Here is a 13,328-nt window from a genome sequence, read left to right as displayed (position 1 = left end):
GCTACTATAATCGATACAGCTTAAATTCCCCTTAATTTAAGTATAAGTAAACGCTTTACTTTTATGTCAAATATAGCACGACAAGCCTGATTCGCATATAGCTTGTAATGCCCACATTTTGCTATACTAACTGCAACATTCATTTGATCCAAGAAAAGGGGATGACCTTAACGATGTTATACAACCGGCTGGGAGGAAGTGGACTGAAGGTATCCGCGTTAGGCCTCGGTACGAACTCCTTTGGTTCTCGGGCAGACGAAGCCGCTTCGGCGCGCATTCTTCACGCGGCCATCGACCGCGGAATCAATTTTATCGATACGGCTAATATTTACTCGGCAACGGCTTCGGAAGCTATCATCGGCGCAGCGCTTGCGGGCAGACGCCATGAGGTTGTATTGGCAACCAAAGCCGGGCTCGTCAGAGGAGAAGGTCCCAATGCAAAAGGCTCCTCCCGTTACCATCTGATGCTGGAGCTGGAAGACAGCTTGAAACGGCTCAAGACCGACTACGTTGACCTGTATCAAATTCACACCTTTGACCCGGAGACACCTCTCGAGGAAACGCTGCGGGCGCTCGAGGATATGATCCGGTCCGGGAAAGTCCGGTATATCGGCGCCTCCAACTATGCCGCCTGGGAGCTGATGAAGGCTCTTGGACTTAGCGACCGCCTTGGCCTGAACCGGTTCGTCTCCACTCAGACTAGCTATTCGCTGGCCGACCGGACGCCGGAGCGCGAGCTTGTGCCCCTGTGCCTCGATCAAGGCGTAGGCATTATTCCTTACTTCCCGCTGGCAGGCGGAATCTTGACGGGCAAATACCGCGCGGGCGAGGAAGCTCCTGAAGGTTCCCGTGCTGCGACCAACCCGGGCTTCACGCGTTTCTTCGGCGAGAGCAATCTTGCGCTTGGAAGCCAAGTAAGCGAGCTAGCGGGCAAGCTTGGCTGCTCTGCCAGCGTCTTGTCCCTGGCTTGGCTGATGAAGCAGCCTGCCGTCTCCACCGTTATCGTTGGCGCTACAAGCACGGAGCAGCTGGAGCATAATCTGGGCAGCGTGGAGCTTCCGCTTGATGCGGCGGCGCTGGACGAGCTGGATACATTAAGCCGTTCATTCCGTCATGGCGAACCGTTTGCGCTATACCGTTTGCCTTAGGCAAACGGATTCGCACGGGCAGGCATCAAGATCCCTTTAAATTTTGGATGAAACAGGATATTGACTTTTATACCTACTGAAAGGTAGAATGCGTACATGAACAGTAACAAAAACACGGCTGATTTGATCCTTGATACCGCCCAGGCGCTTGTGCAGGAAGTCGGATTTAATGGCTTCAGCTACGCTCACATTGCTGAGAAGGTTGGTATCCGCACAGCAAGCATCCATTACCATTTTCCGAATAAGGAGGATCTAGGGGAAGCGTTGATTACCCGGTATCATAAGGGATTCCTGGCTACCGTCGCTCAAATTGACGCCGATACGCAGAACAATCTGGACAAGATACGCAAATACATCAATATCTTCAGTATCCCGGTCGATAGTTATTGCACCTGCCTGAGCGTTATGCTTTCTTCGGATCTGGCTACCCTCTCGGAGAAGGTTGGGGCAAGGCTGGCGGATTTCTTTACCGCCAACTTAGCGTGGGTGGAGCGCGTTCTGGAAGAAGGCCGCCGTGAAGGTCATCTGCGTTTCGAAGGCTCGGCCAGCACGCGGGCGCATCTGATTTTGGCTTCCCTTCAAGGGGCGCAGCTGCTTGCAAGAAGCTACCGGGATGCAAACCGGTTTGCGATTATTGCCGATGGAGTTCTATCCGCTTTAGCTTAACGGGCAAAGCGGATCTTTTTCACCACACTACCTACCTTTCAGTAGATAGACAAAAAACAGCATTTATACCAACAAACGAATGGAGAGAAAATCAAATGAAAACACTCGTAATCGTAGCGCATCCTAACCTGGAAGCATCCAACTGGAACAAAGCATGGGTCGAGGAGCTGAAGAAGCAAGGCGATATCACGATTCACGATCTTTACAAGGAATATCCAACCGAGAACATTGACGTTCAGCGCGAGCAGCAGCTTGTGGAAGCGCATGACCGCATCATTTTCCAATACCCGCTCTACTGGTACAGCACGCCGCCGCTTCTAAAAAGATGGTTCGATTCCGTGCTGCAGTACAATTGGGCTTACGGTCCTGAAGCTACCGCAACAAAAGGCAAAGAAATCGGGGCCGCGATCTCGACTTACGGCACGGCGGATTCGTATCAGCCAACCGGTTCCAACGGCTTTACGCTGGAGCAGATCTTAGCGCCGCTTCAAGCGAGCGCGCGTTTCATCAGTGCCGTCTACCTGCCGCATTTCACGGTCAACGACACATCCGATGTAACGCCGGAGCGTCTGGCCCAGAGCAGCAAAGCCTACGTCGAACACCTTAGAACGGTTAGACCGCTGGCGGTGGCCAAATGAAAAACGTAACGATCGACGTTTTTATGGATACGGTATGTCCTTGGTGCCGAATGGGGGATGCTAGCCTCAGAACCGCGCTCAAGGAGCTTCCGGAAGGCGTAAACGCTACGGTACGATACCATGCGTACCAGTTAAATCCGGGCATTCGCAAGGAAGGCGAGGACTACCGGAAGGTGATGATCGGCCGATTAGGCGGAGAAGCGCAATTCGAAGCAAGAATGAAGCAGTATAACCAGACCGGCGCTCGTTTCGGCCTGAATTACAATATGGATCTCGTAAAACTTACGCCAAATACGGAATTGTCGCATCAGTTGATCGCGATCACGCCGGAGCACCTGCAGTCGAATTTGATTTTGAACCTGTATACGGCTTATTTCGAACAAGGATTGGACATTGGCAATGTGGACACGCTTGCGGAAATAGCGCAGGCAAGCGGAGTCGCGTATGATCGCGAGGATCTGAAAACCCGACTTGTCAAAGGGGAAGGACTTGATAAGGTAGAGGAAGGACAGCGCGACGCGCAGCAGCTTGGTATCCGGGGCGTTCCTTTTTACGTGATAAACGAGAAATATGCCCTATCCGGCCTGCAATCCCCTTCTGATTTGGTCCATGCCTTCATACAGGATTAGTAGATCAAACAACAGCCTTAAAAATCTAAAAGGAACGGAGAAGATGATTATGCCTATCGTAAACATTCAAGTCACGCGCGAAGGCACGTCGCCCGAACGAGATTCGATTACCGCAGAAGAAAAAGCCGCCCTTATTAAAGGCGTCAGCGAATTACTGCTGAACGTACTGAATAAGCCGCTCGAGTCGACCTTTGTCGTTATTGAGGAAGTCGATACCGATAATTGGGGCTGGGGCGGTCTGCCCGCTCTGGAGTATCGCCGCAAGGTTGCTGCCGAAAAGGCTGCCTCCAAAGAATAAGAATTAAGAATGAGCTTCAAACCGCAGGCTGTTCACCCCGCAATCCCATGCGAGGTGGACAGCCTTTCTATTAAGCCTGCTCCGGCCAGCCCTTTCGCTCCCGCAAAATCCCGATAAACACCTCGGCCGCCTTCGTATGCTGCTGATGCAATCCGGTTAGAAGCGAGAAATCGCGTTCCACCGGCTTGCCGCCAACGGTCAGCTTGCTGATGGTGCCAAGCGCGATCTCTTTGCGCACCGCCCAATGGGACAATAACGAGACGCCAAGGCCCGCTTCGACGGACTCCTTAATAATCTGAGTGCTGCCAAATACCATGCGCTTCTCCGGACTCAAACCCTGCTCGAGAAACATCCGATCGGTCACCTCCCGCGTCCCCGAGCCCTCTTCCCTGACGATCCAGGTCTCCTGCTGCAGCCTTACGGCATCAATATCGTCAGCCGCGGCATAAGGATGGGACGAAGCCGTCACCACGTACAGCCGATCCTTGGCCAAAGACTCCGCGTACAGCTTCCCATGCTCCAGCTCGCCTTCCACAATGCCGATATCCAGCTGCCCTCCGGCAACTAGAGAGCTGATCTCCTTCGTGTTGCCGATTGTAATGGTCGGCTTAATAAGCGGATAATGCACCTGCAAATAAGCAATGGCATGCGGCAGCACGTATTCCCCAAACGTATAGCTCGCGCCTATGGACAGCGTGCCGCTGGCGTTATGCATCAGATCGTCCACCAGCCGCTGCATGCGGGTATACAATCCCTCTATTTCTTTGCCATGCTTATACACAATCTCCCCTGCTTTGCTTAACCGGACATGCTTGTTGCTGCGGTCGAGCAGCTTGGTTCCGATGTTGCTCTCCAGCGCTTGAATATGCTGGCTGACGGCCGGCTGGGTCATATGAAGCGCCTCTGCGGCACGCGTAAAATGACGCGTCTCCGCAACCGTCATAAACACGAGTAACGACTGATCCACGCTTTTAATCAACCTCCAATCATAAGTAATTCATTATTATAATGATTATAACTATTTATTTTTCTTATCGTAAAGATCTGGTTAAACTAAACTCATCAACCAACAACAAACGTCGAGGTGACGACAGATGAGTACGTTAACCCATTCTACCTTTACTTCTAAAAATAAACGTTTTTTTCAGTCGCTGAACTGGCTGTGCGGCCTGCTGCTGACGGCCGCGATTGCAACAGCCGCCTATGAGCTGGCCCGCCTACCGGGACTTGATCGTCTCGGTCAGATGGCCTTGGCGCTGACGGGCACCATTATCGCCCGGCAATTTCTAGGTTACCCGGAGAGACTCCGGGCAGGCATTCAATTCGCTTCGAAGCATCTCCTTCGGCTCGCAATTGTATTATGCGGACTGCGGCTGAATATCAGTCTGCTGCTCCACCAAGGTCCGGCCCTCCTGCTGCAAGGCGCCGTTACGATCATCCTTGCCGTAGGGTTAACCCTTGGCATCGCCCGTCTGCTGAAGGCCGATGCTCCGTTGTCCCTGCTCCTTGGCATCGGCACCGGCATATGCGGAGCGGCGGCAATCGCTGCCGTATCCCCCATTGTGAAAGCCCGCGACGAAGACACCGCGGTCAGCGCAGGTCTGATTGCCTTAATCGGCACGGCCGCCGCTATCGGCTATACCGTTCTTCAGCCGCTGCTTCCGCTTACTGCCGGGCAATACGGAATATGGAGCGGTCTTACGCTCCATGAGATCGCCCATGTGCCTCTGGCTGCGGCCGCAGCAGGCCAGGACGCCGTTAACGCCGGTCTGCTTGCGAAGCTAAGCCGGGTGCTGCTGCTCGTACCGGTCAGCTTTATTCTGATGCTGATCATGAAACGCAGGAACAAGGGCAATAACGCCTCCGGAGCAACCATTGCCTTCCCGTGGTTCCTGCTTGGCTTCGCGGCTATGAGCCTCTTCGGGAGCCTGTCGCCCGGCACACCTCTAGAGCTGCCGGCCCATGTGACCGACCAGCTGCTGAATGCCCCGTCGTTCCTGCTTGCGATGGCTATGGTTGGCCTTGGCCTGAACGTGGATCTGCGAGCCTTGAAAGACAAAGCGCTGCGCCCGCTTGCCGCGATGGCAGCCGCTACCGTGCTGCTCTCGGCTGCGACTTACCTGCTTGTCCACTATGTGTATTAAAAAGAAGCTGGCCGCCCCCTTGCACGGGAAGCGGCCAGCTTTTCTCATCCTTGCAGCGCCTTGCGGACGCTTAATATATATTTGGACTGATCCAGCGGATTCACGCCGCGCCGCGTCCTTTCCGCCGCTACATCCGGCGGGCACTCCTCATACCCCGCGAAGAAGGTCGCCATCGTGCCGCGCCCCTTCGTGAGCGAGTTCAGCTCCATCGAGTATTCGAGCGACGTTGCCGCCGGCACGCGCCCTTCGATAAGAAGCCGGTCGCCTTGCAGCGTTGGCGCCTCGAACGTCCCCCGCATAAGGACGATATCATTCATGACGCGGCCTCCGTTCTCCTCCGGTACAACGATTCGGAATTGGAGCACCGGCTCTAGCAGCTTTGTGCCTACCGAATCCAGTCCGTTCATAATGGCCATTGGCGTCGCCACGACAAAATCAAGCGGATGCGTATGCCACACATGATGCTGGCCTTCGATCAGCGTAACCTTCAGGTCAACGACCTCCCAGCCCTTCAGCCCCTGCTGCAGCGCCTCCGGCACGCGTCTTGCCACCTCGTTCTGGTATTGCGGAAGCAGATCCTCCGAGCGGACAAACGCTTCGTAACGAAGCCCGCTTCCGCGCTCGCCCGGTTCAATGCGGAACCGGAGGATTGCCCAGCAAGGCTTCGGCATCAGATACGCGATATAGCCTTCGCCCGGCTGGCTTGGCGTCTCCTTGTAGATGACCGACGGCTGGCCGAAGCTCACCTGCAGGCCATACCGGTTCTCGAGCACGCTTGTCAGAATCTCGAGCTGAATAGGCCCCATCACCTTCACGTGCAGCTCCCGCTCGTCCTGCAGCCACTGCACGTCCAGCAGCGGATCCTCGTCCGACAGCTCTTGGAGCGCCGCCACAACGGCGGGATACTGCTGCTGATCGGCCCAATGCGCCTGTACCGTAAGCAGCGGCACCGCAAGCCGCACTTCCTCCGGCACGGCACCCGGATCGCCGATAATATCGCCGATCCTCACATGCGACATGCCGCATACGGCCGCGATATCGCCTGCTTCCAGCGTGCCAAGGTCCTCCGAGCGGCTGCCCTCCACCTTCCGGATTTGCGTGACCTTTTCCTCGATATTCTGCGTATAATTGCGGATCACGTCCCGGTTGCGCATCGTCCCTTCGTACAGCCGGACAAAAGCCATGCGCCCCATCGTCTTGTCGCGCTCGATCTTGAACACAATACCGGACAGCGGCGCTTCCCGATTCCCGCCTGGCTCAGGCAAATAATCGATGACGGCATCCAGCAGCTCGTTTACGCCGATTCCTCTTCCGGATGCGCCGTACAATACCGGGAACAGCTCCGCCCGCTTCGTCATTTTGGAAGCATGGCTTTTCCAATCCTCGGCTTCGCCGCTTATATATTGCTGAAGCAGCTCCTCATTCCGTTCCGCAATCGCTTCCACCAATGCGGTTCTTGCGTCCTCATCGGCATCCGTTTCCCACAAATCCGCAGAGCCCGCGAACTGCTGCTCATTTCCGATCGGATGCTGTACCTCTATCAAATCCGGAGTCAGATAGCTGCGGATATCCCGCAATACCGCTTCCCGGTCAGCCCCGATTCGGTCCATTTTATTGACATAAATAATCGTTGGAATACCCAGCTTGCGCAGCGCGCTCCAGATCATCTCCGTTTGCGCCTGCACGCCTTCCACCGCGGATACGATCAGAATGGCGCCATCCATCACCCGAAGCGAACGCTCCACCTCAGACAGGAAATCGACATGCCCCGGCGTATCCACAAGATTAATCGTTGTATCCCGCCATACGAAGGATGTCGTTGCCGCCCGTACCGAGATGCCCCGCTCCTTCTCCACATCCAGCCAATCCGTTAATGCCGTCCCCGCGTCTACGCTTCCAAGCGCACGCGTCCGTCCGCTGACGAACAGCATATGCTCGGTCGTTGTTGTTTTCCCCGCATCCACATGCGCGAAGATGCCTACGTTGCGCCGTCCGGCGCTGCTTCTGCCCGTCATTGCCCTGGTTCTCCATTTCTGCCGCAGCCTGCGGCATGCTGTACCTGCTTCTTCCTACAGACTAACGCAACCTGAACGGATGGACAATACCAAAAAAACAGCCCATCCCCGGATGAGCTGTTCCTAATAAAAATTAAAACGTGCGGTAAAACCGGCTCGCGCTTTCCTTCTCGGCAAGCGGCAGCCGAAGCTCTACGGGCAGCATCTCCGGGAAAGCCTTATGCGGCTCGCGCTGATACCAATACGCAACGGACGAATAGTCATTGGCCTGACAGTTGGCATGCCCGTGTTCGATGCTGAATCGTATGGATTTTCTGAAAATAATCGGATCGGTTATATGATAGCGGTATTGCGTCATTTTGCCGGAATAATCGTTAAACGAAATCGTATTGCTCTCCTTCCACGCATCGCCGTTCTCCCGAATCGGAGCGTATAGCGACAATCCGTGGTAAGGCGCGTAATATTGACCGGACGGATAACCCCAAGCGGCGCAAAAATAATCCTCCGTCCCCGTGCCATGCAGGCGCGGCGGCCAAGGCTCGCCGTCAATGAAGAACATGTCATCCCCTTCGCCCGGCCAGCTGAAGCCCGGAACGGGGTTGATGTGATCAATGCTCAGGTTGCAGCCTACGTAATGGCCTTCGCCTTCGGCATCCAGCAGGACGTAGTTCTCGTCGCCCGTCAGATTCTTCATCTCGCTCACCTTATCGTCTTGCGCGTAATTCGGCTTATGCTGCCGATCCTGCTCCGCCTTAAGCTGGTCAAGATCCGCCGTACCCTTGGTCGGATTCTCCCTTCTCCATGAGGCATGGAAATAGAAGCTGTCCTCGGACACCGGCTGCTTTACATAGTCCACATAGAAGTAAAGCACCATATCGTTCTCGCATTCGTTGACGATCTCGATTCGCGCGCTTTGGCGGAAGGGCATTTCGAAGAAGCAGTTCATGGCCGCTTTATTCTCCACCACGCCTTGGGTCGTAATCATGTTAAGCGGCATGGATACATAGTGGCTGGCCACGCCATGCCCAACCCCAAAGAAATCGCCAACGGGGGAATCCACGCTAGGCTCGGCCTCTCCGTCCCAAAACATGCGGATCAGCACTTTGCGGAAGGCGTATTTGTCCCGGGCGCCAATCGTCATCCAAATATGCTTGATAATGCCGGAGCCTTCGATATCGGAGATCACCGCCGTCGTTCCGGCTTTTATCTCCAGAAAATCCCGATTTCCGCCGGTTCTGTCCCAACTGGAATCGCGATGGGAAATACAATTCGTGCATCCTAACCGCTCCTTTTAAGCAGATAAATGAAAGATGACTCCCGAACATATTCGGGAGTCATCTTGATTTCACCTCTTATTTGCCTGTCGGTATAAGAAGCTTTTGGCCTACGTAAATCCGATTCGGATTTTTCAGCTTATTGTATTTCGCGAGTTTCTGCCAGGTAGTGCCGTAATTACGGGCAATCTCCCATAACGTATCGCCCTTCTTCACCGTGTAGACGATATCGGCAGGAGCCTCCGGCTTCGGATCGGGCTTTGGCTCCGGCTTCGCAGGCGGTTCCGGTTTCACTGGCGGCTTAGGATCGGGCTTCGCAGGCGGCTTGGGAACGGTTGTTGCCGGGGCCGCAAAGCTTAACTTAAACTCCGAGTAACCGTCCTCCGTTGAACCAACGTAAGAAAGCGATTTGACTTCTGCTGCCGCAGCTTTCGCATCCGGCGAAGTCTTAAAGGCAACATTCACCTTGTCATTGATCGGCGCAAGCGACCAGTTGCCGTCCGCTGTCGGGTTAATGGTCTTGAACGAGCGAATATAGTCAATGATGACCTGGCGGTTCTCGTCCGGCGAAGCCAGTATAATCCGCTTGCCGTCCGGATTCGCGAACTTGCTGGACGAAGCGCGGTAGTTGTTAGACGCAACGACGAATTTCTTCGCCGGATCAATAGGTTTTCCCTCGTATTTCAGATTCACAATCCGGCTGGACTTCGCGTTTAATACCGTCCCGTCAGCTTTATATTTCGCGGGCTTCGAGACGTCGATCTGGTAAGTCACCCCGTCGATAACGTCAAAGTTGTAAGTAGGAAAATCATAGTTGATTAACTCCTGCTTCTCCCTCGAACCCGGGTCAATCGTATTGAACTGGCCAGCCGACCATTCCAGCCATTCCTTCAGCTCTGCTCCGGTTACAAGCACCGCATTCACCGTGTTGGAATACAGATACAGGTCGGCTACGTTCTTAATCGCGATGCTGCCCGCGGGAATGTTGGTGTAATAAGCGGGACCTTGCCGACCGCCCGCCTTAAACGGCGCCCCTGCCGACAAGACTGGAATCCCTTCGTAATCGGTCCCCTGTAGCTGCTTCTCCACGTACCATTTCTGCGCATTGGTCACGATTTGAATCGACGGGTCATCCTGCACCAGCGCAAAAAAGCTGTTTATCGGAGCCGTCGTTGTCCCTACCGGTCCGCGAACGTAATCCAGCGTATGCTGATGGTCCTCGGCTACCGCATCCAGAACTTCCTGATCCGCGTCAACCAGCGGCTTCTTGTTCACCGTATCGAAGATCGGCTTCACCGCTGTTTTCGAATCCGCAACGGTCCATTTGCCGTCCGCCAGCTGCAGCTTCAGGTCAATAATGCCAAGATTGTTGCCCCAGAAGCCCGGTTCAACGGCCGGCACTCCGTTAATCGTCCCTTTCGTCAGATCAACGCCAGTCTTCCCTTCAAACGACTTGTCCGGAAATACCTTGTGCGCATGGCCGAACAGGATTGCGTTAATATCCTTCACTTTGCTTAAATAGAGCACCGAGTTTTCCATCTGATCCGTCTGCGGAATATCCTCAAAGCCGGAATGCGGAATCGCGATAATAATATCGGCTCCCTTGGCTTTCATCTCCGGCACGAATTTCTCGGCGGTCTTCACGATATCCTTCGTTATAACCTTGCCTTCCAGCTTGGCTTTATCCCACTGCAGAATCTGCGGCGGCACAAAACCGATTACGCCAACCTTCAGCTTATGAACGGCGCCGGTCTCGTCCTTCACTTCCTTGTCGAGAATAAGATAAGGGGTAAAATAGTTTTTGTCATTCGTCTCGTCTTTATCGCCGTCATCGATATACACGTTCGCGTTTACGTAAGGAAAGTCGGCTCCGCCAATCGAATTTTTCAGGAAATCAAGCCCGTAGTTGAACTCATGGTTGCCGATATTTCCCGCATCGTAATCAAGCAGATTAAGCGCTTTGTACACGGGATGCGTCTCCCCCTGCTTCAGAGGGTCAACCGTCGCCACATAGTCGCCAAGCGGGTTGCCTTGAATCAAATCGCCGTTATCGAACAGGAGACTGTTCGCCGCTTCCTCCCGCGCTTGCTTGATCAAGGTCGCCGTCTTGGCAAAGCCGTACTCGTCGGTAGGCTTGTCCGCGAAATAATCGTAGTTCACGATATTTACGTGCAGGTCCGTCGTCTCCATAATCCGCAGCTCAACCGTAGTCCCGCTGTCTGCCGCAGACGCGGCCGCGGGCAACGGCAACACTGTTAAGCCCGCTGCCACAACGGCCGAGAGTGTCCGCTTCCATGTTGATTTACTTGACTTCACCAAAGCAAAATCCTCCCTATCTATCCCTATTTGTCGATGCTCACCTTACACAGAGATGTAATAACAGGATGACGACGGCATCATTTTCCTCATTTTAGGGGAAGTAATCTGAATTGTCACGCAATTATTTTGTAATTTTATTACTAATTATGTAAGGTTTTCTTTCGTTCAGAAGGGGGCCTGAACGGATGTAAAAAAAAGGGGATACGGGATGAAAGCCTCAGCCATTCAACCCGTATCCCCTTATTCGCGGCCAATCGTTATTGCTCGGTCAGAATAACCGGACCGTTCGCCGTAATCGCAATCGTATGCTCATACTGGGCGGACAGCTTGCCGTCTCTTGTGCGCGCCGTCCAGCCGTCCGCGTCGATCTTCATTTGGTAGGTTCCCACATTCAGCATCGGCTCAATGGTGAAGACCATCCCTTCCTTAATCCGCGGACCTTTGTTAGGCGGCCCGTAATGCGGCACCTGCGGATCCTCGTGCATCTCTTGCCCGATGCCATGTCCGATGAAATCGCGGACAACCGAGAAGCCTTCGGCCTCGGCATAAGCCTGGATCGCATGGGACACGTCCCCGATCCGGTTGCCGGCAACGGCTTTTTCGATCCCTTTATAAAGGGATTCTTTAGTTACGCGCAGCAAGCGGTCCGCTTCTTCGGAGACATTGCCTACCGGATAGGACCAGGCGGAGTCTGCCAGCCAGCCGTTCAGGTTAACGACCATATCGATCGTTACGATGTCGCCGTCCTTCAGCTTCTCCTTCTTCGGAAAGCCGTGGCAGATGACATCGTTAACCGATGCGCAGGTTGCGTACTGGTAGCCTTTATAGCCCTTCTGCTCCGGAGTCGCGCCGTATTGCTTCATCAGTTTCTCGGCGAATTGATCAATCTCGTGCGTCGTAATGCCCGGTGCGATTAACTTCGCGATTTGTCTATGGATTTCGGCCAAAATCTTGCCGGCTTCATGCATGCGGTTGATTTCCGCTTCCGTCTTAATAATAATCATGTGTGCTTCTCCCTTATATGGTGTTCAATAATGAGCATACCAAAGCGACAAGCTTACATGCAAATACTATATCCCTTGCGCAAGCGAAAATAACCCCCTCCGTGTCCGGAGGGGGTTATTGAAAAACCGCTATATTTTATAAAATGACCGTAATCATTGTTCTTCTGCTTCGTCATCGGATGCTTCTTCAGCATCAGTCTCTTCTTCCTCGGAATCAGCAGCCTCTTCTTCGGCTACCGCCGCTTCTTCTTCAGCTGCTTCAACTACCTCTTCTTCGGCAGCCGCAACAACCTCTTCCGCGGATTCTTCAACAGCTTCTTCAGCCGCTGCTTGAACGACTTCTTCTTCATGGCTCATCGTAATCACCTCCTGTTTCTTTATACCTTAATAATAGCGCTTTCATAGAATCCTACAAGAGGTGTAAAATGTCGTAATCTGTGAGATTATGACTAATACGACGAATTTTTTACAGGACTGGACTTTAGTCGGGTTCCGGTTGTAGCCTAAAGAATGAGGACTTCCAAAAACCCGCATGATATGCTGTACCTAAAGGAGATGAGCGCAATGAATAAAAGGACCATTCTTGGCCCTGTATTTATTCTTCTCGGAGCATACTTACTGCTGAATAAGGGAATGCATTTCGGACCGGGTAACCTGTTCGGCTACTTCTGGCCAAGCTTGTTCGTAATCCCCCTTGGTCTGTTCTTCCACTGGCTTTATTTTTCCATGACGGGGAGAAAAGGGATCGGCGTCCTGATCCCGGGCGGCATCCTGCTGGTGTCCGGCGTGACGTCGCAGATCGCCATGCTCTTCAATAACTGGGAGTATATGTGGCCCGGCTTTATCGTCGCGGTTGCAGCCGGCCTCTTCGAGTTCTACTGGTTCGGCAACCGCAACAAGTGGCTGCTGATTCCGATCAACATCCTGCTCGTGCTGGGACTGTTGTTCTTCGCCGTGTTCTCGCTTGGAACATTCCTCAATCAAGTAGAGGTTGTACGTCCGTTCCTCGCTATCGCGCTGATCATTGTAGGGGCAGCCGCCCTGGTTATGCGCCGCAAAGAGCATTAGTGCGTTTTACGCTTCAAAACAGAAAGAGCAGCCTCAGGTTGGAGGATGCTCTTTTTCTATTTAACAATTAATCGATAGTTTCGACACAATCCGCTATGTTCCTGCTCTCCCAACTGCGATATACT

Annotated in this window: 13 protein-coding genes; 7 read left to right on the top strand and 6 right to left on the bottom strand. The window is 53.6% G+C overall.

Features of this window, described 5'->3' with window-relative positions; genetic code table 11:
- The first annotated feature begins 173 nt into the window (after positions 1-173).
- The 5 genes from CFI03_RS04775 to CFI03_RS04755 all read left to right on the top strand — a co-directional run bounded on the left by CFI03_RS04775 (position 174) and on the right by CFI03_RS04755 (position 3,379).
- Complete coding sequence (locus tag CFI03_RS04775; protein WP_248756641.1) at positions 174-1,148, top strand: aldo/keto reductase; 975 nt, start codon at positions 174-176, stop codon at positions 1,146-1,148.
- Positions 1,149-1,244: 96 nt separating this feature from the next.
- Positions 1,245-1,814, top strand: coding sequence for a TetR/AcrR family transcriptional regulator (locus CFI03_RS04770; protein ID WP_248756640.1), 570 nt, complete (start codon positions 1,245-1,247; stop codon positions 1,812-1,814).
- 95 nt (positions 1,815-1,909) lie between these two features.
- Positions 1,910-2,452 carry an NAD(P)H-dependent oxidoreductase gene (locus CFI03_RS04765; RefSeq protein WP_248756639.1) on the top strand — a complete coding sequence of 181 codons (543 nt, stop codon included), beginning with the start codon at positions 1,910-1,912 and terminating at the stop codon, positions 2,450-2,452.
- Positions 2,449-3,081, top strand: coding sequence for a DsbA family oxidoreductase (locus tag CFI03_RS04760; protein WP_248756638.1), 633 nt, complete (start codon positions 2,449-2,451; stop codon positions 3,079-3,081). Before CFI03_RS04765 ends, CFI03_RS04760 begins: the two co-directional genes overlap by 4 nt.
- A gap of 49 nt (positions 3,082-3,130) precedes the next feature.
- Positions 3,131-3,379: a tautomerase family protein gene (locus CFI03_RS04755; RefSeq protein WP_127496165.1), complete on the top strand. Its 249-nt coding sequence runs from the start codon at positions 3,131-3,133 to the stop codon at positions 3,377-3,379.
- A 70-nt stretch (positions 3,380-3,449) separates the two neighbouring features.
- On the opposite strand, the gene CFI03_RS04750 is transcribed toward CFI03_RS04755, so the two are convergent.
- Positions 3,450-4,346 (bottom strand): LysR family transcriptional regulator, encoded by an 897-nt coding sequence (locus tag CFI03_RS04750; RefSeq protein WP_248756637.1) that lies wholly within the window; start codon positions 4,344-4,346, stop codon positions 3,450-3,452.
- A gap of 127 nt (positions 4,347-4,473) precedes the next feature.
- Between CFI03_RS04750 and CFI03_RS04745 the strand changes: the two genes are divergently transcribed.
- Complete coding sequence (locus CFI03_RS04745) at positions 4,474-5,523, top strand: YeiH family protein (protein WP_248756636.1); 1,050 nt, start codon at positions 4,474-4,476, stop codon at positions 5,521-5,523.
- Positions 5,524-5,567: 44 nt separating this feature from the next.
- Here the strand turns inward: CFI03_RS04745 and CFI03_RS04740 are convergent, their stop codons facing one another.
- The 5 genes from CFI03_RS04740 to CFI03_RS04720 all read right to left on the bottom strand — a co-directional run bounded on the left by CFI03_RS04740 (position 5,568) and on the right by CFI03_RS04720 (position 12,492).
- A complete protein-coding gene (locus CFI03_RS04740; protein WP_248756635.1) occupies positions 5,568-7,538 on the bottom strand; it encodes a GTP-binding protein in 1,971 nt (656 codons plus the stop codon).
- A gap of 133 nt (positions 7,539-7,671) precedes the next feature.
- Positions 7,672-8,724 carry a glycoside hydrolase family 172 protein gene (locus CFI03_RS04735; protein ID WP_248756634.1) on the bottom strand — a complete coding sequence of 351 codons (1,053 nt, stop codon included), beginning with the start codon at positions 8,722-8,724 and terminating at the stop codon, positions 7,672-7,674.
- 166 nt (positions 8,725-8,890) lie between these two features.
- Positions 8,891-11,128: a bifunctional 2',3'-cyclic-nucleotide 2'-phosphodiesterase/3'-nucleotidase gene (locus CFI03_RS04730; RefSeq protein ID WP_481857649.1), complete on the bottom strand. Its 2,238-nt coding sequence runs from the start codon at positions 11,126-11,128 to the stop codon at positions 8,891-8,893.
- A gap of 260 nt (positions 11,129-11,388) precedes the next feature.
- Entirely contained in the window at positions 11,389-12,135 is a 747-nt protein-coding gene (gene map / locus CFI03_RS04725; RefSeq protein WP_127496170.1) for a type I methionyl aminopeptidase, read from the bottom strand.
- 153 nt (positions 12,136-12,288) lie between these two features.
- A complete protein-coding gene (locus CFI03_RS04720; protein WP_164775516.1) occupies positions 12,289-12,492 on the bottom strand; it encodes a hypothetical protein in 204 nt (67 codons plus the stop codon).
- A 207-nt stretch (positions 12,493-12,699) separates the two neighbouring features.
- Here CFI03_RS04720 and CFI03_RS04715 point away from each other — a divergent pair, with 207 nt between their 5' ends.
- On the top strand, positions 12,700-13,203 hold the full coding sequence (locus tag CFI03_RS04715) for a hypothetical protein (protein WP_015847483.1): 504 nt from the start codon (positions 12,700-12,702) through the stop codon (positions 13,201-13,203).
- Positions 13,204-13,328 lie beyond the last annotated feature (125 nt).

The sequence above is a fragment of the Paenibacillus sp. ATY16 genome, from assembly GCF_003399985.2.
GTDB lineage: Bacteria > Bacillota > Bacilli > Paenibacillales > Paenibacillaceae > Pristimantibacillus > Pristimantibacillus glycanilyticus.
Note: the sequence above shows the minus strand (reverse complement) of the source record. Positions and strands in the feature narration are given on the sequence as shown.